Raw genomic sequence first — 22076 nt, 5'->3', positions numbered from 1 at the left:
ACTCCGCCCCATCCCTATCCTGACCTTGTCACTTGGGACTAACTGGAAGGAAAGGGCAATGAACAAAATCTATCGCACCGTCTATAACGCAGCCACCGGCACGTATGTCGTGGCATCGGAACTGGCCAAGGGCCGCACGAAGTCGAGCAAGACGGCCGTGGCGCTTGCTGTGGCGGCCGCGCTGGCGCTGCCGGGCGGCATCGCGCGCGCCGGTACTAACAAGGAAGAAGACGCTGTCGAGCAGGAGATCGCCATGGTGAACGCTGCGCCGAACTCTACGGGCACGAATTCTATTGGCACGATGTCAGGTGGTATGGGCACCATGGCCACGGCAACACAACTGGACCAGTACGTTGCATTCGGGAACGTCTACGGTGGCGTCGGTACGGTAGAGGGCGTCGCCACGGCCGCTCTGGGTGGAACAGCCATGGGCCGATACGCCCGCGCAGGGCAGATATCATCCGCGTTTGGCGACAACGCCACCGCAACCGGTGCCAATGCCACCGCAATAAGTTTCCAAGCCGAAGCCGCCGGAAACAACAACACCGCAGTCGGGATGCGCGCCTACGCCAATGTCCGCGGTTCTGCGACTCCGGGCACCAACAACACGGCCATCGGAACTAACGTCCTCATCGGCACGGACGCTGCCGGCACGAGCGCCAGCAGCGCGACAGCCGTTGGCGCCAACGCCCGCATCACCGCCAGCAATGGCGTTGCGCTGGGCCGCAATGCATCCGTTGGTGACGCGGGCACGAATAGCGTTGCCTTGGGCACCGGCTCCATTGCAAATGAAGCGGATACGGTTTCGGTCGGCAACACCAATGCCGGTGGGCAACGCCGCATCGTGAACATGGCCGCTGGCATGGCCGACACAGACGCCGTTAACGTCGGCCAGATGAAGACCGCGCTGTCGACCAAGGTGGACAACACCCTCGTCCAGGTCGGCGGCACCACTGCTGCCATGGTCTCCGGCAACGCAGCCAACATTGCCATCGGCAACGGCGCGCAATCGACTTCCGCCGGCGGCGGCAGTGCGTCGATCGCCTTTGGTAACGATGCCCGCGCAATCGGCAACAATGGCTCCATAGCGTTCGGCAATGCCTCTCGGGCGACGGGCGCATCGAGCGCCGCCCTGGGCGTTCGTGCAACCGTAGACGCCGATGCAACGGGCAGCCAGGCCTTTGGCACCGATGCCTCGGTGCGCGGCTATCGCGACGACCCCACTACTCCCACCGTTACGCACACCGCGAGCAACAGCATCGCGATCGGCAGCGGCGCCTCTGTTGCAGCCACTGCCACCGCCGATGCCAATAACAGCGTGGCCATGGGTAACCGCGCCAGCGTGACGGCATCGAACGCCGTGGCACTGGGCGCCGGCTCGACCGCGACCGAAGTCAACACCGTTTCCGTCGGCAACGCCGCTGCCGGTGGGCAGCGCCGCATCGTGAACATGGCTGCTGGCGTGGCAGACAACGATGCCGTCAACGTCGGCCAGATGAAGACTGCGCTCGCTACCAAGCTGGACAACACCCTCATCAAGGTCAACGGGACCACGGCGGCAACAGTCGGCGCCGATGACCGGTCGGTGGCAATCGGCAGCGGTGCCTCGGCACTCTATGGAGAAGACCTCTCTAGCGGCCTGAAGGCTGGCGGGGTTGCCATGGGGAATCTGGCATCGGCCACGGGTGGCGGCGTCGCTGTCGGCGACACCGCACGTGCAGGCACGTTCGGGGCCGCTTTCGGCGCGTCCTCCAACGCAGCCGGCGTCTTCTCGACCGCCGTTGGCACCAACAGCAGCGCAACCGGCAGCAATGCCGTGGCGCTTGGCTATAGAACACAGGCACAGGCGGCCGGCAGCGTTGCCCTGGGCGATTCATCGGTGGCTGATCGTGAGGACACCGTGTCGGTGGGCAAGGCAGGCGTCGGTGGCTTTACCCGCCAGATCGCCAACGTTGGCGCCGGCACGCGGGCCACCGACGCCGTCAACGTCGGCCAGTTGTCACCTGTCGTGAATGCGCTGGGCGGTGGTGCCGCCATCGATCCGACCACAGGCGCCGTGACGGGCCCGACGTACACGCTGGCCAACGGCGGCACCAGACCACGGTTGGTGGGGCGCTGGGTGCGCTCGATGGCGCGCTGACGACGGCTAACGACAACATCGCGAAAAACACAAAGGCCATCGGTGATATCCGCGATGACCTGAGCAACGGCACTGTCGGTCTGGTGCGGCAAGCCGGCGCCGGTGCTGACCTGACGGTTGGCAAGAACACCGACGGCACTGCTGTGGACTTCACCAACAACAAGGATGAAAGCCGCACGCTGACGGGCGTTGCCAACGGCGCGGTTTCGGCTACGAGCACGGATGCAATCAACGGTTCGCAACTGCATGGCGTGTCCACCAGCGTGGCCTCGGCCATCGGCGCGGGCTCGACCGTCAATGCGGATGGTTCGATCACGGCGCCGAGCTTCACCGTCGGTGATGGCAGCGGCGGTACGAAAACCGTGCACAACGTGGGCGACGTGGTGACCAACCTCGACGGCCGTGTGTCGAACAACGAAACCGCCATCGGCAGCATCCGCGACGAGATGAGCAGCGGCACGATCGGCCTCGTGCAGCAAGCTGGTTCTGGTGCCAACCTGACCGTGGGCGCCAACACCGACGGTGCGGCTGTGGATTTCACCAACAGCGCAGGCGCAAGCCGCACGCTGACGGGCGTTGCCAACGGCGCGGTCTCGGCCACCAGCACTGATGCAATCAACGGTTCGCAACTGCATGGTGTGTCCACCAGCGTGGCCTCGGCCATTGGTGCGGGCTCGACGGTCAATGCGGATGGTTCGATCACGGCACCGAGCTTTACCGTCGGTGACGGCAGCGGCGGCACGAAAACCGTGCACACCGTGGGCGATGTGGTGAACAACCTCGACGGCCGCGTAACCGGCAACGAAACCGCCATTACCAACATCCGCAATGAGATGAGCAGCGGCACCATCGGCCTCGTGCAGCAAAACACGCCGACAAGCGACATCACGGTGGCGGCCGGCACGGGCGGTACGACCGTCAACTTTGCGGGCTTGGGCGGCACCACGCGTGTGCTGACCGGCGTGAGTAATGGCCGTGTTGCGGCCGGCAGCTCAGATGCCATCACGGGCGATCAGCTGTTCAGCGCAAAGACGGAACTCGAAGGCAAGATTGGTGACCTGTCGGACAAGTTCGATGCTGGCCTGGGCGATCTGGAAGACCGCGCTGGCAAGCTGGAAGGTACGGTGGGCGATCTGGAAGACCGCACCGGCAAGCTGGAAGGCTCGGTGGGTGACCTGGAAAGCCAGGTTGGCGACATCAAGGACAGCCTGGGCGACCTGACTGACCTGGATGGCCGGGTGAAGGATCTGGAGGCCGCAGCAGGTGGGGGTTCCGAAGGCTCGGGAGAAGGCAGCACGCAGGTTGGTAAGGGCGCCGATGCCTCGGGCAAGGACAGCTCGGCTGTCGGCCAGGGTGCGGTGGCTTCGGGCGACAACGCTTCGGCCATCGGCAACGGTGCCGTGGCTTCGGGCGACAACAGCTCGGCGATTGGTCAGGGCTCGTCGGCAACGGGTTCGAACAGCTCGGCAATCGGCCAGGGTTCGTCGGCTTCGGGCAACGGCGGTACGGCGGTCGGCCAAGGTTCGGCAGCATCGGGTGACCACAGCACGGCGCTGGGCCAGGGTTCGAGCGCAACCGGCAACAACGCGGTGGCGCTGGGCGCGGGCTCGGTGGCAGACCGCGACAACAGCGTGTCGGTGGGTGCACCGGGCGCTGAACGCCAGATCACCAACGTTGCCGCCGGCACAGCCCCGACCGACGCTGTGAACGTGCAGCAGATGAACAACGCTGTGTACAGCGCACGTCAGGATGCGATGGGCGGCGTGGCCGCAGCGATGGCGGTGGCAGGCTTGCCGCAGTCGTCGATGCCGGGCAAGACGTTCATGGCACTGTCGGGCAGCACGTACGGCGGTGAGCAAGGCATGGCCGTTGGCGCGTCGTACATGTCCAAGGACGGCAAGTGGGTCGTCAAGGGCGCGGTCAACACCAGCACGCGCGGTGAAGTGGGCGCGGTGGTGGGTGGCGGCTTCTACTGGTAACCCACAACCAGCCAAGCAGGCTTTTGTTGTACGCACGCAAGACAGGTTCGCCTTTGAGTGACGTTCTTCCTGCTCCTTCCAAGGGGGAGAACCGGTTGAGCGTGTGGTTGTAGAGGAAGGGCTCCGGGAAACCGGAGCCCTTTTTTTGTATGCATTTGCACGCCGGTTTTGTAGTTCCGCGGAGCGATCTAGGCCTCTCCCTTGATGGCTTCGCTCGCCATGCGTTGGCCGTTGGTGGCCAGGTCGTGCCGCTCGGCTTCGATATGCGTGTGAATCATCGGCGGCACCGCAATGCCAAGCGTGCGCAGCGCCATCACGATCCGAGCCGCCTCGTTGCCAAGCACGCCTAACACCGAAAGCAGCACATGGTCGGGAGCACGGCGGAGAACTGGCTATTGGGCATGGTGCGGAACACCGTGTCTGCGGCGTGTGGATGGTGCTCCATGTGTTGGCAGCTGCACCTTCAGCAGAGATACCCCTCTACGACCCTCTGGAGGGTCCCCCTGACACTACCTATGCTTTTTCGGCTGTTCCCATCAACCCAGAAAGGAGAGCACTGTGAAGCTGACGATTTCAAATGCCGATGCGAACACCGGTCCTGACGCTGGCAGCCGCATCGCCCAAACAGCAACTGTTGCGCTGTACGTGGATGACGGCGAGGTTCAATTTCTTGCTTCCGGCGAAGAAAAAACGCTGGAAGCCAAGAAGTCGCTGGTGATCAAAGCCTATTCAACGATGGATTTGGACACGTTGGAGCTCAGCCATGCGTACACCGATGCGTACATATTCAACGCAATGCCCCAGTACATGAAGTGAGGGCGCCGGCAGCGTCGAAACAAGCGGCTTTTTACGTGCGCCCTACCGGCATGCAGAGCACCCCTGTTGCATGTCTGAACCTCATCTCAACATTGCGCCGAAGCCCCTACGTCGGATCTAGGACCGTCCAAAAGAAAACGCCGACGTTGAAAACAACGCCGGCGTATGGCTTTGGAGGTTAGATCAAGCTGCGGCGCAAACTGTCTGCACGCCGGCCCGCACAACCCCTCTTACTAGTTGTACTGGATCGCGAATGTGATGGCGGAATTGACCGTACCACTTGAGGCCCGTGCCCCAACCTGCCAGTAACCTGCTTGCAGGGGTAACGTCACCTGCGTGCCTGAAACGATGGCCGTCCGCTGGTTGTTGGTGCCATCCGCCCCGATCGTTCTACCGTCCGCTGATTGAAGCTCGACGGCCACCCCGGCAGCAGTGCCAGTGTTGCGATAGCGCAGTTTGTCGGTGATATCAGACGTGCCTGAGAAGGTGAACGTTGCACTCACCATCCCTGCCGAGCAATTGATTAGAGACAGGTCAAACGTCTTCAGACCGGACACCTGCCCCTGCCTGAGTTGAGCAACGTTGATCGGGTCCAGGGCGACGGCGTGGTCACTGCCTCCGACACCCCACTGGCACGTTCCTGCGGTCAACCGCCCGGTCACACTCACGTTGGCTTGCGCCATAGCCGCGGTAGAGGCGCCACCGCACAGCGCAAACGCTGCCAATGAGAGCCACAATTTGCGCATTGGCGAAGAGCTTTGTCCCATGATCAGCCCTGCATTTCGGTACGCGACGACGGTGTCGTCCGCATGGATGAGAAACGGGCCTTCGTCAGCACCGCGCCATGAGGCTGCGGCGCCTGGCTGAAGGCGCTGGAGGTCTTGAGCGGCTCTGCTGCCGGCGCTGCAACCGGTTCTGCTGCCGCTGCAAGCGGCTCACACACTGCATCAAAGCGCTCGTAACCGCTGGCAGCGGGCTTGTCAGGCAAGGTCACATTGATGCGGCAGCTGTTCTCCGCCCCTTCGCCCCAACGCACCGTCAAGCCGCCCGAAGCCAGCAGGCCCGTGGCGATGACGCGGCTGGCCTGGCCGACCACGCCAACATTGGTGCCTTGGTCATCTTCAACCTGTGCGCCGAAAGGCAGCGGTTTGCCGTCCGCCTGCTGGCTGTCGATGATCAACGCACGCCCGGCCTTGGTCTCGTACGTCAGCTTGACGACCGAGCCCGCACGCGGCGCAACACTCACCGTGGTTGACTTCAACTCAGTGCCCGTCGACATGCCCTTGGGGTCAAGCGCGACCGTGTTGAGCTCGTACGGATTCAAGCTCGGCACGACAGCGTAGCCCCTGCGGTCGACAACCGCGCCCTGGCCGTTCTGCACACGCGCCCCAGCAGCATCGGGGGCGTAGATCAGGCCGATGGTCTCGCCCAGTGTCGGGGCAAACGTCACGCCCCCGCCGTGAACAACCAGACCGCCCGATGCGCCAACACCGAACTGGCGATACCCATTGCCCTGGCTGTAGTTGGTGCCTACCTGACCGTACGAGCCGTTGTAGCGGGCGTTGGCACTCAATGCCGAGCTGCCGTCGTTGCGGCCTGCGGTCACGCCGTAGCCGATACGCTGGTCCTCGCCGGCATTGCCGGACAGGCTGACCTGGGTGCTGCTGCCATCTCGATGCGATTGGTTATGCGTTGCCGTCACCGTCGGCGAGGTGACCTTCGAGCCCAGGGGAATGCTAACGGTAAAGAAGACCCGCGTATCCCACCGGGAATCAATGGTCGGTATGGGGGCATCGATCGCGCCCGGGATCTGGCTGAACTCATTCCAGCGGCCCGGGGCAGAGAGCGACTCCCGCGTACGTTGCGCGGTAATGCTGTACGTCAGGTTGCGCCAGTTGTTGGAGTAACCAATGGTGTAGTCCAACTGACTGCCGCCACCCGACCAGTAGTTGCGCATGGAGCCCGACACGTTGAGCGAGCCCGCCTTCTCGCCAAGCGACTGGGCAAGGTTCACGTCAAGGCGGCTACGCTGGCGCAGCACCGTATCCGTCGGGATGCCACGTGCGGCGGCATCACGAACGGCCACCATGTCGCTCAACCCCACGAAGCCGTTGGTGGAATAGCGATAGGCCGCAAAAGCCAGGTTGGTACCGGTTTCGACAATGTTCTTGTTGTAGCCCAACCGCACTGACACACCGTTGGACGTGGATTGCCCAGACACCGACTGCTGCGCCTGGGTAACGTCCAGGGAGAACGCGCCAACTTGGGTGTTTATGGCACTACCCGCCAGCACGGAACGGTAGCCGGACGCCAGCGTAACGCCGCCGTAGGCCGTCAGGATGTTGGTAAGCCCGCGCTGGTACGTGCCCTGCAGGATGTTGGGCGCGTCCTGCAGATTCAGCCCATTGACCTTACCGACGGTCGCGCTCCACCGGTCGATACCGGGACGCAGCAACTGGGTAACGGTCGAGAACGGGACGACGAAGCGCTTGACGCGCCCATCGGCCTCGATCACTTCCACATTGAGATCACCGCCGTACCCAGTGGGATACAGGTCGTCAATCACGAACGGGCCCGGGGCCGCGTTGGTTTCGTAGATCAGATAGCCGTTCTGGCGAACGACAACGCGCGCGTTGGTCTCAGCCACGCCGCGCACCACCGGAGCAAAGCCACGCAGCGATTGCGGCAGCATGCGATCTTCCGTTGCCAGACGCACACCGCGCACCCGCACGCTGTCAAACATCTCGCCGGAAGTGAACAGATCACCCGCAGTGAGCTGCTCGCGCCAGGCGGGCAAGTCGTGCTGCAGGTAAGTCGCTGCGGATTGATAGCTCGTTCCACCGAAGGACGACAGATTCAGCGAGCCCTGGTGATACACATGCCACGAACCGCTGTGCGCGGCGGCATTGATCCCCAGGTAGCCGCTGGAATAGTTGGTGCCGCCCGTGTTTGTGTAAGCGTTTGCGTTATAGCTGACGGTGGCTGCCGTTGTGCCTGCATCCCATTGCGATGGGTCGACATAACCGCGCGCGTTGCGCTGTTCATAGATCTGGGGAACCGTGAGCGTCAGCTCCTGGTTCCCCATGTCGAAGCTCATCGTCGCGTCGGGAATAAAGCGGCTCAGGGGCGCGCAGAAGCGCCCTTCCGGCAGCCGTTCGGCCTTGCCTTCGGCCGCCGCCATCGCGACTTTCCAGACGTCCACGCCGTAGCGCGACAGCGATTGCGCGTCGAGGCACAGCTGGGTCTCGTCCGAGCCTGGCTCTGTCGCAAAGGTTACGTCCTCGCGAGCACGCCATTGCTGGTTCAGGACGACGTCGGCCCGGTAGGTGCCGGGCGTGATGTAGCCCGCCTTCTCAAAGCGGGAAATATCAATGTGGGCAGCCGACCCCTTCGGGAGGAAATCAGGGTCGAACGTGACGGTTCCCGAGGCAGAGGGAGCCACGCCCTTTTTTTCCGTTGGCTCGGCATAGGCCTTCGGGGCCAGCGCGGCAGCAATCATCGCTGTCAGCACATAGCCTCGGGGTAGGCCTACGGCTCGCGCATGTCGTGTCATGGCGTTACGAGACAACATCCCTACTTCTCCAGATAAAAAGCAGCAGTCGGCCTTACCGCCTCATTGGAGGCGGCATCAGCAATAGAAACTGGGGGGGGAAACCGTGATTGCGCGACTCGCGCTCACCTGCCGCACGCGCGGAGGTGGCTGCCTGCGCTACCCGCCTCGATAGAGGCGGTACGTACTTAAACGAGAACGACGAGACGCGATCAACGCGCGAGCGGCGCTTCCATCTTGACCAGCGAGCCGTAGTCGGTAATGACGGTGAAGTCGGCTTTGACATCACCAGACGGCATATGGGTCATGCCCTTGAGCGGAAACGTTGCACTCTGCCCGGGTGCCACCATGCCACCGCCCTCGTCACCCACGGTCTTCTCGTTGATACCGAGGCCAACCTTGGCGAAATTGACGTGATACGGCGTGGGGTTGGAAACCTGCAGCGCCACGTCTTTGCCAGCCTCGGGCGCAATCAGCTTCCAGCTAAGCTTGCCCGGCGCTTGGTCAACATCACCCACCAGCTTGGTCGGGCGGAAAAACAGTTTGATACGTGTGCGGAACGCAAACTGCAGCATGTTGCGTCCCTCTTTATTCTCGGCCTTGGGCGGCACTTCCAGCACGTTCACCCAGAACAGCGATTCCTTGTCCGTGGGCAGCGGTTCACCGGTGTACATCAAACGGACAGCCTGCCCTTTGCCTCCGTCCATGCGGAAGATCGGGGGTGCCACCGTAAAAGGAACCTTTGCAGTATCGGGGGTGGACTTTTCATCCCCGTCGTCCAGCCAAACCTGAACCAACCCGGGAACTGTCCCTTCGTTGCTCAACTTGACCGTGACTTCTTTTTCGTCTGCGGGGTAGACGATGCGCGTACCGCCAATGACAACCGTGGCGTTGGCGTGCGCAGAAAACAACCCAACCACAACGGCCGAGCAGGCCACGACATTACGCAACATGTTGTTCATACACTACCTCGCTAGATGTTGATAACGGCATCGGTGCCGCACGCGACACCGATGCCTCGACTTCTACTACTTGCTACCGGGTGACTTAGTTGTAGGTCACGCCGTATTGCACGCTGGTGTCAACCAGACCAGGCGTAGCTGCGCCCGTGGCGTAGTACTGCGCGCCCAGGTTGATCGTGGCGGTGTTGTCGGCGATTGCCGGGCTGTCAACGCCGTTTGCCGGGCTGGCCAGGTTGATCACGCCAGCAGCCGTGCCGTTCGTCATCTGGATGTTGGTGTTGCCTGCTTGACCCACCAGTGCGTTGGTCAGCGTGCCGGTAGCTGCGTCAACACGCGGGCTGGCAACGTTGAACGACAGGCGAGCCACCTTGCCGTCAACGCACGAGCCTTGGCCCGGGCCGCCGATGATCAGGTTGAACGGCTTGTGGTTAGCGGTGTTGCCTGCTGCGGTCAGCGACGTTGCAGCAACCGGGTCCAGTGCCACGGTCACGTTGCTCGTGCCACCGTCGGTACCAGCGCCGCCAGTGATCGTGCAGGTTGCATCGGTCACAGCGCCGGTGATACGGATCGTGCCGCCGTTGGCAGCTTGAGCTTGAGCGTTACCCATCACCAGAACGCCTGCGGCCAGCGCGATGGCGGATGCAAACTTGATGCTCTTCATGAGATTGACTTCCTACTTAATAAATAAACATGTTTACTCATCAACGTGATGAGACCTGTGTTCACAGCCCCACGAAAGACGGTGTGATAGGCAGCGATCAACAGACACAAGCTTATTGACGACAGCACTCATGGCGAATGAGATTTGTCTGATATCTGGACGCTGTCAGCACATGGCCTGACGTGTGGGCGCATGTTAGGAACGACAGCGGAGATAGGCCATCGGAATAGGCCTAATTTGCGTTGAGAACTGTGCGTTTTCTCGCTACTTGGCGGTCGTGCAAGAGCGGCGTTCGCCCTTACCGTGCAGCTGTCGCGTCTTGCCCCATCGCGTAGGTACGCACAAGCTCAACCACAGAACGCATCTGCAGCTTGTCGAACACATTGGCGCGATAGGTCTCCACGGTACGTGGCGACAGGCCGCCGAGATTGCGGGCAATCTCCTTGTTGCTGAGCCCGCTTACGATGCCGTCGAATACCTCTCTCTCGCGCGTGCTCAATGTCGCAATACGCTCGGCCCGCACTTGCTGGTCGTCGTGGCCATCGCTTTGTCGACGCCGCTTCCGGATCGCCTGCTGGACGACGCCGATCAGCTCGTCGTCATCAACGGGCTTGCGCAGAAAATCGAGTGCGCCGCCCTTGAATGCGCGGCGGCAGGTGTCGATGTTGCCGTGGCCGCTCATGACGACGATTGGCAAGTCGTACCGGCCGCTTACGTGATCCAGCAAATCGAGGCCGCTCATGCCCGGCATGCGAATGTCGAACAGCGCGCAGCCGAGTGCGCTGTCGCCGGCGTCTGCCAGAAAGCTGTTGGCATCGGGATAGCAGCGGGTCTGCAGGCCGACGGTGCGCAACAGCAAGGCAAGGCCTTCGCGCACGGCCTCGTCGTCGTCGACGATGGCAACAACGGAGGTGTCGATCTGCGTGTCGGGGGTGGCTTTCATGCGGACTCCTCTGCGAGTGGAAGTGTCAGTACCGCCTCGGCGCCGCCGGATGGCAAGTTCTGTAGAGTCAGGGCGCCGTCCAGGCGTTGCGCAAGCGTGTCGCACAACGGCAGGCCAAGACCCAGCCCGCCGGAGCGTGTGGTGAAGAAGGGTTCAAACAGGCGCGGCAACGCATCGGCGGGGACACCCGGGCCGTTGTCGACCACGCTGAAGCGGTAACGCTGCCCGACACAACTGCCGCTGACGCGAATCTCGCCACGCGTGCCATGGCGCGGTGTGGCAGCAAGGGCATCACGCGCGTTACGGATCAGGTTGTACAGAATCTGCTCCACGGCAACCTGCTCGCCGAGTGGTTGCGCGCGCGGTGCGGTGTTGCTCCACACAAGGTGGATGTTGTCGCGCGCCATTTCATCGCGAAACAGGAACAGCAGCGTGCCCATCAAGGCATCGGTGTCGATGGCGCTGCGTTTTCCCGCCTGCGTGGATGCAACACCCGTGCGCAGCCGATCCAGAATGGCAGCCGCCCGCTTGGCCTGCGCGACACCGGTTTGCAGCGCCCGGCGCACGCTGTCGCGCTCGGCCGGCATGTCGAGCATGCGTTCTGCGGCGCGGGTGTGCGTGATGATGGCGGTCAGCGGTTGGTTGAGTTCGTGCGCGAGGCCAGCGGCCATCTCGCCAAACGTATCCAGCCGACCAAAGCGGTCAATACGGGCCCGCGTGTGTTCACGTCGATGGACCTCGCGCATTCGCCACACGCCCGCTGCGCCCAGCGCGATCAGCACGGCAACGACATTCCAGAGGGCAATCGGGAGCCACGGCAGATCGGCAAGCGTCAAGGTGCGCGTGGTATCCAGCACGAAGGCCTGGGGCTGCACGGGAAGGTGCTTTTCGAGGTGAAACGTCCAGCCTGGCTGCGCTGTCGATGCGCTTCGCTGCAATAGGCTGAACGTGTGGTCGCGCAGGCGCAGCGCGGCAGACGACACGGATTCCGGCCAATCCCTCGTCTCGAGCATGCGCGACGGCTCGACGCGCACCGCCCAACCACTTTCCGCAACGATCCAGTACGCCTGCTCACCATCAAATTCCAGCGCGAACCTGCCGTTGTTGGCATGGGCGAGCGCGGCCATCGGCATGATGCCGCCCTCCCCCTGCCATCCGGCGCCGGGTGTCCAGTGGGCGATAGCGGTAACTTGGGGCATGCGCTCGCGCAGGCTGTCGAGCATGTCTTCCGGAGGCGCGGCAAGCGGCGTCGCACCCAGCGTTGCCAAGATCGCCTCGTGTTGTGCGGCCTTCTGGCTGAGCTGCCGGATGGCGATGCTGGAATCCACGAAAAAGCGGTTGTACGCCTCTGAAACGGCGCGCGAGACGATCAGTGCCGTGCCCGCCAGGCTCAGTGCAAGCCAGGCCAGTAACAGGATGACGCGGGCGGGAATCTTCATGGGCGTTGTTGTGGGATTGGCTGGCGTTGTTTGTTGTCTTGGCCGCAGTGACCTGGGATTCGGCACCCGTAGCGGCAAAGTGCGCTCCGGCACTGCGCGCATGGGCTCGTCTTCCGCATCACGATGAATCAGGCGATCGGACGTCGGCCGTGACTCGCCTGGCAAGGCAGGTCGAACCACATGGCGTCATCTCGTGCGGAGGAGGCGAAACGGAATTTCGGGTCGAGCCGGCAACAGAGAACAGAGGCCGGGGCCCGCGTCACAATTCGACACGTGTTCGAATGTACCGACCGGCTGCGATCGGGCGTATCGGAACGGTCTGATTTCGTGTGGAGACTGCGAGCCGGATGCCGGCTAGTGCGCGCGGTAGTGCTCGCTCATGTAGTCGACAAAGGCCCGCACCTTGGGGGCCACATGGCGCGTGTGCGGATAGAGCGCGTAATAGAAGCGCTTGCCGAGCCTGCAGCCCGGCAGGACATGAACCAGATGCCCGCGTGCCAGCGCCGGCCGCACGGTGTTCCAGGTAAATGCAGCAATGCCGACGCCCGCCAGCGTGGCTGAATAGGCGGCGGTAATGGCATCCGTCTGGAGCCGTCCGTCCAGGGGAAGGCGCACAGCCTCGCCCCGCGCGGGTTCGATCACCCACTCGGTGGCCGTCTGCGAGCCGGAAAAGGCAATCAGCTCGTGCTTGGCAAGGTCTTGCGGCATGGCCGGCAACCCGTGCCGGGCCAGATAGGCCGGTGAGGCGACCAACACGATATCGGACTCGACCAGCGTTCTCGCGACGAGGCTGCTGTCGCCCAAGGGCTGGCTGATCCGCAGCGCAACGTCAAAACCGTCGGCAACGAGGTCGACCATCTCGTCACTGCACGACAGATCGAGGCGGATGTCGGGGTAGCGCTTCTGGAACGCCGGCAGCCAGTCGTCCAGCTCCAGGGTGCCGATGGCCAGCGGCACGCTCACGCGCAAGGTGCCGGCCACACGCTGGTGCTCATGGGCCATGGCCTGCGCGGCCGCGTCCACCCGCGCGAGGATATCGATGCAGGATTCGTAGTAGCGCTGCCCGGCGGCCGTCAGTGAAAAGCGCCGCGTTGTGCGGTTGAGCAACTGCACGCCCAGCGCCGCTTCAAGATTCTTCAGCTGCCGCGACACGGAGGAATGCGTGCTGTCGAGGCGCTCCGCTGCAGCGGAAAAGCCTTGTGCTTCGACGATGGCGCAAAACACGCGCATTGCAAGCAACTGGTCCATAAGCGTGAATGAAAAAAGCGGGCTTTCGCCCGCCTTGTGCATCAGGATAGTGGATTAGCGCAGCGGCAGACGCTCGATCTCCGCCGTCTTCATGACGTAGCCGAAGGTGTCTTCGACTTCGGCCAGTGCTGCGCGGTGGAGGTCATCCTTGTTGATCTTGTCGCCATTCGCACGGGTGATATCGCGCGTGGCAGAGGCGTCGGATGCTACCACGACGTTGTAGCCCAGCGGCGCGGCGTCACGCGCGGCACCGGCCACGCAGGCGTGGGTCATCAGGCCGGCAATCACGACCGTCTTGATGCCCTTGGCCTTCAATTGCTTGTCGAGCTCAGGCTTGAAGCTGTTCGCGCTGGAGAACACGCTCACGGTGTCCTTCTTGACCAGGATGTCGTTCGCGCGCGGCTCCATACCCGGCTGGAACTTCACCGTGTCGCCGTCCACCGCAAACACGGCGGAGCCGGCTGGGGTGACGTGCTGCACCTGGAACACGGGCATCTTGTTCTTGTCGGCAAAGGCGATCAACTTCTTGGCGTTCTCGGCAGCCTTGGCGCCGTCCGGAATCGGCATCTTGCCGGTGGAGTATTCCTTCTGGAAGTCGATCACGATCAGCGCGGTCGTCTTCGGGTCCAGATGGTCCAGCGTGCCGACGCCCGACATGGCGCGGATGGTCGGATGCGGGTTCGGTTGTGCGGCAGAGGCGGTGGCGACAGCGCCAGCAGTCAACGACAGGCCAATGGCGAGGGTCTTCAGAAAACGGGTGAAACGGAATTCCATGCGTTAGCTCCTGTTGGAAGGAAGGTTTACTGAACGTTCAGCGACAGCACATCTTGCGTGCGCATGACCGAGCCGAAGGTGTCGGAAATCTCAGCCAGGGCGGCGTTGTGCAGCACGTCGTGCGAGACCTGGATCTGGTCGTTGACGACAATGTCGCGCGTGGCGCTGGCGTCGTCGGCCACGATCACTTCAAAGCCGGCCGGTACGGCATCGCGCGCGGCACCTGCCACGCAGGCGTGCGTCATCAGACCGCACACCACCACATGCGTGATGCCGTCTTTCTTCAGTTGGTCTGCCAGGTCGGTACTCGCAAACACGCTGACCGAGGTCTTCTGCACCAGACGGTGGTTCGGCTTCTGGTGAACGTCTGCATGAATCGCGACATGCTTGGCGAAGATCGGTGCTTCAGCCGGGGCCACATGCTGGATGTGCACAACAGGCCAGCCTTGCTGGTCAGCAAAGTCGATCAGCGTGTTCGCGTTCTTCAGCGCTTGCGGGCCGTTGGGAATCGGCAGCGAACCGGTGAAGTATTCGTCCTGGAAATCGATGACGAGAAGTGCGGTTGTTTTGGGCAGCGACGTGGGGGCGGTCGCGCCGAGGATGCTACGCAGGGTTTGCTTCGACATATCCGTGTCCTCAAAAAAGTGGTTGGAGCGCAGTCTAGGCCGCGCGCTTGATCACCACCATAGCTGCGGGACGACAGGATCTGTGCAAATCTTGAACAAATCATCAACACCGGGCGAGGAGCCAAAACGGGGGCTTCGGACGATTTGGGCACGCTCGACAATCGGCCAAAGCGGGCGTGCATGGAGCTTGGTCTATCAAAACGTTCTACGGCTGCGCCAAACGGAAGAAAGCCCTTTCACTCGACCTGCGCGGGCGCCATGATGTGAAGCACACCTGCCCCAGCCCACCGCCGCCGCTGCGACCATGCCCAACCTTCTGATGCAACGACTCGCACTCACATAAGCCACCCCTCAGACAACCACAGCAGACCGGCATATGCCTTGCATACCCGCCACCCGCTTCAACCATCACAACCAAACATCTGGGGAGACTGCGCGACATGCAGCGCATGGGAATCACGTTGTCGGCGCGGCTGCGATCGCCGCGCCTGTTGCAAACCTTGTTGGGCACCGCCCTCCTGCAACCGCTGGCCGTGATGGCCGGCGGCACACAGCAAAACGAACTGGCACTGGATGCCACCACCGTGCATGCACCACAAAGCGGCACGCGCACCGATGTCGACACGGCCAGTACAGGTTATGTGTCGCGCGCGCAGTTGGAGAACCGCCCGCTGCTGCGCCCCGGCGAGCTGCTGGAGACGGTGCCCGGCCTGATCGTCACGCAGCACAGCGGAGATGGCAAAGCCAACCAGTACTTCCTGCGCGGCTTCAACCTGGACCACGGTACCGATCTGTCGACCACCGTGGCGGGCATGCCCGTCAACATGCGCACACACGCGCATGGGCAGGGCTATACCGACGTGAACTTCATCATCCCGGAACTGCTGAACGGCATTGCGTACCGCAAGGGGCCGTACTTTGCGGAGGAAGGCGATTTCTCGGCCGCTGGCTCAGTCCGCATGGACTACATCGACCGCTTTGCTGATGGGCAGCACGGCATCGCCCAAGCCGAGATTGGCGAGCACGGCTACAAGCGCGGGCTGCTGGCAGGGTCGATGGATTTGCCGACGGGCAGCCTGCTCTACGGCGTTGAGTGGTTGACCGAGAACGGCCCGTGGACGGTGCCCGAAGGCGTGCACAAGCTCAACGGCGTGCTGCGCTACACCGTGCCGCTGCGCGGCGGCGAGCGCTTGCGCGTTACCGGCATGGCGTACAAGAACGCGTGGCAATCCACCGATCAGGTGCCGCAGCGTGCGATTGACCAGGGCCTGATCCCCCGCTTTGGCGCCATTGACCCGACGGACGGCGGTGCGGCGTCGCGCTACAGCCTGTCGGCGGATTGGCTGCGGCCGCTGGGCGATGGGTCTGTCACCGCCAACGCTTACGTCATCAAAAGCCGGCTCACGCTGTTCTCCAACTTCACCTACGCGCTGAACAACCCGGAACGCGGCGACCAGTTCATGCAGTTCGAGAACCGCACGACTGCCGGTGCCAACGCGGCACGCACGTGGTTCGGCACCCTGGCTGGGCGCGACAGCGAAACCGAGATCGGCACGCAAGTCCGCTATGACCGGCTGGACCCGATCAGCCTGTCGCAGACCGAAGCACGCACGCCGTATGCACTGGTACGCAGCGACACCGTGAACGAAACCAGCGCCGCGCTCTACGCACGCAATAGCACGCAGTGGACCCCCTGGCTACGCACCGTGGCCGGCCTGCGCGCCGAGCAGTACTGGTACGACGTGGGCAGCAGCAATGCCAGCAACACCGGACGCGGCTCTGACCACATCCTCAGCCCCAAACTGAGCCTCATCCTCTCGCCCACCGCGCAGACTGATGTGTTCTTCAACTGGGGACGCGGTTACCACAGCAACGACGTGCGTGGCGCCACCACCACAGTCGACCCGAGCACGGGTAGCCCGGTGCAGAAGGTGAGCGTACTGGTGCCGGCGGTGGGGTATGAGGCCGGCGTGCGCACACGCAATGTGTTGCCGGGTCTGCAGCTCTCGGCATCGTTGTGGCGGCTGGATATTGGCTCGGAGCTGGTCTTCTCGGGTGACAGCGGCACCACTGAACCCAGCCGCCCGAGCCGGCGCACGGGGATCGAGCTGGCCGCGTACTACACGCCCCGGCCCGATCTCATTGTCGATGCCGATGCGGCGTTCTCGCGCGCCCGGTATCGAGACCATGAAGCCGTTGGTGACTATATTCCCGAAGCCATTCAAACCACGGCATCGGCAGGCGTGTCGTGGGCGGTAGGCCGCTGGACGCTGGGCACGCGGCTGCGCTACTTCGGCCCGCGCCCGCTGATTGAAGACAACAGCGTGCGCTCAGCGTCGTCGTTCCTGGTCAACCTGAAGGCGGGTTATCGCATCCGCAAGGATGTGCGCGTGTTCGTGGAGGTGCTCAACGTGTTCAACAAGCGCGCGAACGACATCGACTACTACTATGCGTCGCGCCTGAAGGGGGAGCCGTCACCCGTTGATGCTGACGGCGTGCCGACCGGCATCCAGGACCACCACATCCACCCCGCCGAACCACGCACGTTGCGCGCGGGCATCGCCTGGAGTTTCTGACGCTCGTGCCCCACTTCCCTACGCTGGCCGCCCGCCCTCGTGCTGGACGCGCTTGTCTTCGTACATGGCGGCATCGGCCTCGCGCAGGGCGCTTTCCAGATGGCCAGCCTCGTGGCACGTCGCACAGCCCATCGAAAAGCCAAGCACCGAGCCTGAATAGAACTGGTTGTTCAACTCAACCAGCTTGCGCAGGCTTTCCATCAGCGTCTGGCCGGCATGGGCGTCTGCGCCGGGCATGAGTATCGCAAACTCGTCGCCACCGATACGTGCCGCGTATGACGGCTTGTCGACGGCCTTGCCAAGCACCTCGCCGGCGCGGCGCAGCAGCGCATCGCCCGCGGCATGGCCGAGCTGGTCGTTGACGGTCTTCAAATCGTTCAGGTCGATCATGATGACCGTTACGGGGAACGGCCCCTTGCGTTCCAGCCGGTTGACCTCGTCCACGTAGAACGAGCGGTTCTTCAGCTTGGTCAGCACGTCGTGCTTGCCAAGGTATTCCAGGTAGGACTCGGCCTTCTTGCGCGCGGTGATGTCGGTCAGGGCCAGCAGCACCTTGCTCCAGTCCTTCTCTCGACCGGGAAACACCGAGAACTGCAGGTGGATGTTCAGCGGATTGCCGTCCAACGCGTAGTTGACTACCTCGCGCTGCTGGAAGAGCTTGCCCTCCCACAGGTCGATCAACTGCTCGCGAAAGTGCGGGCGCATGTCGTCGCGAAACACTTCGGGCAGGCGGCTGAGCAAATCGTTGCGGTTGCGCGCCTTGAACATCTCCAGGGTGAAGCCGTTGACGTCCAGCACCTGGATCTCCTGCATGCAGCGCTCGACAAACTCGGGGTGCACATCGGTAAAGGTGCGGAAATCCGAGATGCCCTGCTCGCGCACTTCATCCAGCAGCGCCTTGATGATGCTGAAGTTCTCCACCCACAGCGAGACTGGGGCATGCTCGAATACGCCCTGCGCATAGAGCTGGCTGGCGGCGACGCGGCGCCGGGCGTCTTCCAGCTCGGTGATATCGTCCACGGCCACGAGCACGCGGTCCCACGGCTGATCATGGTCGGGCAGCAGCACGCCCTTGAGCAGGATGTCGAGGCGTCGGCCGTCGAGCGTGTAGTTGACGCTGCGGCTCTCGAATGACGGACTGCCAGACCAGAGCTGCACGAGCTCGCCCACATGGGCTTCGAGCATGTCGTCGCGCAGCACTTCTGCCAGGCGGGCGGTGAGCTGATCGGTATCCTGGGCAGCGTACATCGCCAGGGTGCGCCGGTTCACGCGTAGCACCTTGATGCAGGCCGAGCACGCTGCCACGCGCGTCACGTCTTCTTCCAGAAAGCGCTGCAGGTCGGTCACCCCGCCTTCGCGCCACTTGGCGAAGAGGCGATGGAGATCGCTGTAGTCCTCCAGCCAAAGCGAGGTGGGAGTGACATCAAAGAAGTCGATCAGATCGACTCCGACGGCAGCCGGGCTGCTGACGCTATCGGACGCGGATTGCATGAAACGCTCAACCAAGAGAACAAGTTAACCAACGTTGTGAGCGTACAGGCTTTGCGCACTGCCGCGCGCGATGCTTGCCTCATCCGGAAGAATTACTCCCGCATGACGACAGCCCCCCAAGCGCCGTCAGCTAATCGTCAGACTATATTCAGTGTGTTTTTATTCCGCATTATCGACAGGCGCTGCGCGTACAGTTTTTCTTTATCTAACGTTGTAATAAAGCGCCGCCTCATCTTTACGAAACATGCAAGAAGCGCGCGCTTCATTTCGATTTTTCAATGCACTTTGCAAAACTCGCATGTGGCCCCCAAGAGGACCCCGTCGGAACGTGTTCTCCCGGGTCAAAAACTACAAGAAATCGGGCAATTGATTGCCGCGCGTGAATTAAAAAACTTCGTCTCGATTCAGAGAACTTTTCCTCCAGAATCCGTGCATCCCTGAGCAGGGCTGTGGCGACACTGTCACACCATGTCGTCGTTTATGTCCTGCGACTGCGGGGTTATTCCTGTCCTGATTCGGCGGTCCTTCCCCCCAATCTTTTCGAGCCCTGGGCTGCCGATTCGTTTCCATCTGAGGAGAAAGGCAATGCGGGATTCGACCACCACCCGTCGTACGGCCGCGACATATGCCAACGGCGCAGCGACCAGCGGCGCAGGCAACCGTCACACACGACGCACGTTCAAACTCGCCCTAGTAGCCCAGGCGACAGCGGCGATGATGATTCTGGCGGCCTGCGGCGGCGGCGGAGACGACACGCTCAGCCCGGCAGGCGGCAAGCTCGGCGCCAACGGCTCAGAGCAGCAGGGCAATGCCAATACCGGCAACATCAATGCACCGGCACCGGCGGTGGATGCATCCGTACCGCCCGTGGAATTGCCGGACTACATCAAGCCGGTCAACTACAAGCTGTGGTTCCGCCCCAGCGCAGACCTCAACAGCTTCTCAGGCCGTGCCGATGTGGAGATCAAGGTCACCAAGCAGACCGGCGCAGTTACGCTGGCCGTGCGTGACCTGAAGCTCGACGCCTCGCGCCTGACGCTCACCCCAACCTCCGGCAACGGCCCGTCGCGCGTGCTGGTGCCAATCCCGCAGTCGCAAGGCGCCTTCTATGACCTGCGCGACCCGACCGCCGACATCAAGCCCGGCAACTACGTGCTGCACATGGAGTGGACAGGCACGATCAACTTCACCAAGGCCGAGGGTGTCTTCAAGCTGGGCCTGCAGGCCGCAACGGGGGAAAGCTCGGACGCCATCGTCACGCAGGGCGAATCCAACTTTGCGCGTGAATGGTTCCCGAGCTGGGATGAGCCCGCCTTCCGCAATACGTTTGAGGTGACGGCCGAGATCCCGGGCGACTGGAAGGCCGTGGCCAACGGCAAGCAGACCGGCGCCACCAAGCTGCCGGACGGCTATCAGCAGGTCTCGTTTGCCAAGACGCCTTCGATGCCGGCCTACCTGCTGTTCTTCGGCGGCGGCAAGTTCGACATTCTGGAAGACAAGTTCACCAACCCGCTGGATGGCAGCAGCATGCGCCTGCGCTGGTGGGTGCCGCCTGGCGAGGCGCACTCAGCAGTGGCCGGCATGCAGTTCACCAAGGAAGCGCTGAACCACTACTACAACTACTTCCAGATCCCGCTGCCGTTCGACAAGATGGACACCATCGTCGCCAACGACAGCTACAACAACAAGAACGCTGGCTTTGGCGGCATGGAGAACTGGGGCGCCATCTTCGAGTTTGCCGATCAGGTGCTGGTGCCGCCCGAGGGTGCGCCCACGACGGTCCACTCGATGGGCAAGGGGCGCTCGTTCGTGGTGGTATCGCATGAATTGGCGCACCAATGGTTTGGTGACCTCGTCACGCTGGACTGGTGGGATGACATCTGGCTGAACGAATCCTTCGCCAACTGGTTCGAGAACGTCACGAAGATCACCATCCACCCCGAGTTCCCGGGCAACACGTGGGCCAACTATGCGGCGGTCAAGCAGCGCGTGATCACGCTGGACCTGCAGCCGACGGCCGTGCCGGTGCAGCACAACCTGAGCGATGCCGGCTCGATGGATTTCCTGGATAGCTTTGCCTACAACAAGGGCGGCCACGTTCTGCAGATGATCGAGAACTACGTCGGCAAGGACGCCATGCGTAAGGGCTTGCAGAGCTACCTGAACAAGTACAAGTTCGGTAACGGCACGCCGCCGCGCCTGTGGGCAGAACTGGAAGCCGCCAGCGGCAAGCCCGCGGGTATGGTCAGTAAGGTGGGCGACAGCTTCGTGCGCCAGACGGGCCTGCCGCTCGTCACCATTGATGCGCAGTGCAACCCGGCCACCAACCAGAATGTGCTGACCATCACGCAGCGCGCGTTCCCGAACAAGAACGTGTACTCCGGCTACCAGTGGAACGTGCCGCTCACGCTGGCGTATGGCGACAACTTCAGCAAGACGCAGACCATCGTGCTGGACCAGCAGACCGCGCAGGTCACGCTGCCGACGTGCTCGGCCGTGCTGGCCAACCCGTCAGGCCTGGACTACTACGTGACCAACTACAGCCCGACGCTGTGGAGCAACCTGCTGGCGCAGGCCGGTGCCATCACCACCGACGCCACGAAGACCAACATCGCAGGCGATGCCACGCAGTTGTACAACGCGCAGCTGATCACCAAAGCGCAGTACGACCAGATCGTCGGTATCAAGAACTTCCAGCCGGCCGTGGCCACCCTGGCTGCGCAGGCGGTGAAGCCAACCGGCTCGCTGCGTCCGCAAGCGGTGCAGCTGCAGGAAATGCAGTCGATGGATCGTCCGATCCACAAGTTCCGCTACGAAGGCGTCATGAAGCACCTGACCGACATCAAGCGGTAAGCACCAAAGCAAACGGGC

At 62.8% G+C, this 22076-nt stretch carries 16 protein-coding genes; 5 read left to right on the top strand and 11 right to left on the bottom strand.

All coding sequences use genetic code 11. From position 1 onward, the window contains the following. The first annotated feature begins 58 nt into the window (after window positions 1–58). Window positions 59–2140, top strand: coding sequence for an ESPR-type extended signal peptide-containing protein (locus C404_RS60585; protein WP_021193668.1), 2082 nt, complete (start codon window positions 59–61; stop codon window positions 2138–2140). A gap of 83 nt (window positions 2141–2223) precedes the next feature. Next, window positions 2224–4119 (top strand): YadA family autotransporter adhesin, encoded by a 1896-nt coding sequence (locus tag C404_RS60580; protein WP_021193667.1) that lies wholly within the window; start codon window positions 2224–2226, stop codon window positions 4117–4119. Window positions 4120–4307: 188 nt separating this feature from the next. Here the strand turns inward: C404_RS60580 and C404_RS60260 are convergent, their stop codons facing one another. After that, complete coding sequence (locus C404_RS60260; RefSeq protein WP_156667263.1) at window positions 4308–4463, bottom strand: hypothetical protein; 156 nt, start codon at window positions 4461–4463, stop codon at window positions 4308–4310. A 214-nt stretch (window positions 4464–4677) separates the two neighbouring features. Here C404_RS60260 and C404_RS36340 point away from each other — a divergent pair, with 214 nt between their 5' ends. Beyond that, entirely contained in the window at window positions 4678–4935 is a 258-nt protein-coding gene (locus C404_RS36340; protein ID WP_021193665.1) for a hypothetical protein, read from the top strand. Between the two features lie 233 nt (window positions 4936–5168). On the opposite strand, the gene C404_RS58770 is transcribed toward C404_RS36340, so the two are convergent. The 9 genes from C404_RS58770 to C404_RS36295 all read right to left on the bottom strand — a co-directional run bounded on the left by C404_RS58770 (window position 5169) and on the right by C404_RS36295 (window position 15138). Continuing rightward, window positions 5169–5702, bottom strand: coding sequence for a fimbrial protein (locus tag C404_RS58770; protein ID WP_049286119.1), 534 nt, complete (start codon window positions 5700–5702; stop codon window positions 5169–5171). Between the two features lie 2 nt (window positions 5703–5704). Then, complete coding sequence (locus C404_RS36330) at window positions 5705–8506, bottom strand: fimbria/pilus outer membrane usher protein (RefSeq protein ID WP_080981251.1); 2802 nt, start codon at window positions 8504–8506, stop codon at window positions 5705–5707. A gap of 191 nt (window positions 8507–8697) precedes the next feature. Further along, window positions 8698–9447: a fimbrial biogenesis chaperone gene (locus tag C404_RS36325; RefSeq protein ID WP_021193662.1), complete on the bottom strand. Its 750-nt coding sequence runs from the start codon at window positions 9445–9447 to the stop codon at window positions 8698–8700. Window positions 9448–9532: 85 nt separating this feature from the next. Next, entirely contained in the window at window positions 9533–10108 is a 576-nt protein-coding gene (locus C404_RS36320; RefSeq protein ID WP_021193661.1) for a fimbrial protein, read from the bottom strand. Between the two features lie 298 nt (window positions 10109–10406). Further along, entirely contained in the window at window positions 10407–11051 is a 645-nt protein-coding gene (locus tag C404_RS36315) for a response regulator transcription factor (RefSeq protein WP_021193660.1), read from the bottom strand. After that, a complete protein-coding gene (locus C404_RS36310; protein WP_021193659.1) occupies window positions 11048–12490 on the bottom strand; it encodes a sensor histidine kinase in 1443 nt (480 codons plus the stop codon). The genes C404_RS36315 and C404_RS36310 overlap by 4 nt, the downstream gene beginning before the upstream one ends. Before the next feature lie 354 nt (window positions 12491–12844). Next, window positions 12845–13738, bottom strand: coding sequence for a LysR family transcriptional regulator (locus C404_RS36305; protein WP_031328957.1), 894 nt, complete (start codon window positions 13736–13738; stop codon window positions 12845–12847). Window positions 13739–13792: 54 nt separating this feature from the next. Beyond that, window positions 13793–14512, bottom strand: a complete 720-nt coding sequence (locus C404_RS36300; RefSeq protein ID WP_021193657.1) for a cysteine hydrolase family protein — start codon at window positions 14510–14512, stop codon at window positions 13793–13795. A gap of 26 nt (window positions 14513–14538) precedes the next feature. Further along, window positions 14539–15138, bottom strand: coding sequence for a cysteine hydrolase family protein (locus C404_RS36295; protein ID WP_021193656.1), 600 nt, complete (start codon window positions 15136–15138; stop codon window positions 14539–14541). 536 nt (window positions 15139–15674) lie between these two features. Here C404_RS36295 and C404_RS36290 point away from each other — a divergent pair. Further along, window positions 15675–17714 (top strand): TonB-dependent receptor, encoded by a 2040-nt coding sequence (locus C404_RS36290; RefSeq protein WP_031328956.1) that lies wholly within the window; start codon window positions 15675–15677, stop codon window positions 17712–17714. 18 nt (window positions 17715–17732) lie between these two features. Here the strand turns inward: C404_RS36290 and C404_RS36285 are convergent, their stop codons facing one another. After that, window positions 17733–19205: a sensor domain-containing diguanylate cyclase gene (locus tag C404_RS36285; RefSeq protein WP_021193654.1), complete on the bottom strand. Its 1473-nt coding sequence runs from the start codon at window positions 19203–19205 to the stop codon at window positions 17733–17735. 585 nt (window positions 19206–19790) lie between these two features. On the opposite strand from C404_RS36285, the gene C404_RS36280 reads away from it, so the two are divergent. After that, window positions 19791–22058, top strand: coding sequence for a M1 family metallopeptidase (locus C404_RS36280; protein WP_031328955.1), 2268 nt, complete (start codon window positions 19791–19793; stop codon window positions 22056–22058). The last annotated feature ends 18 nt before the right edge of the window (window positions 22059–22076 follow it).

This window comes from Ralstonia sp. AU12-08, from assembly GCF_000442475.1.
GTDB lineage: Bacteria > Pseudomonadota > Gammaproteobacteria > Burkholderiales > Burkholderiaceae > Ralstonia > Ralstonia insidiosa.
Note: the sequence above shows the minus strand (reverse complement) of the source record. Positions and strands in the feature narration are given on the sequence as shown.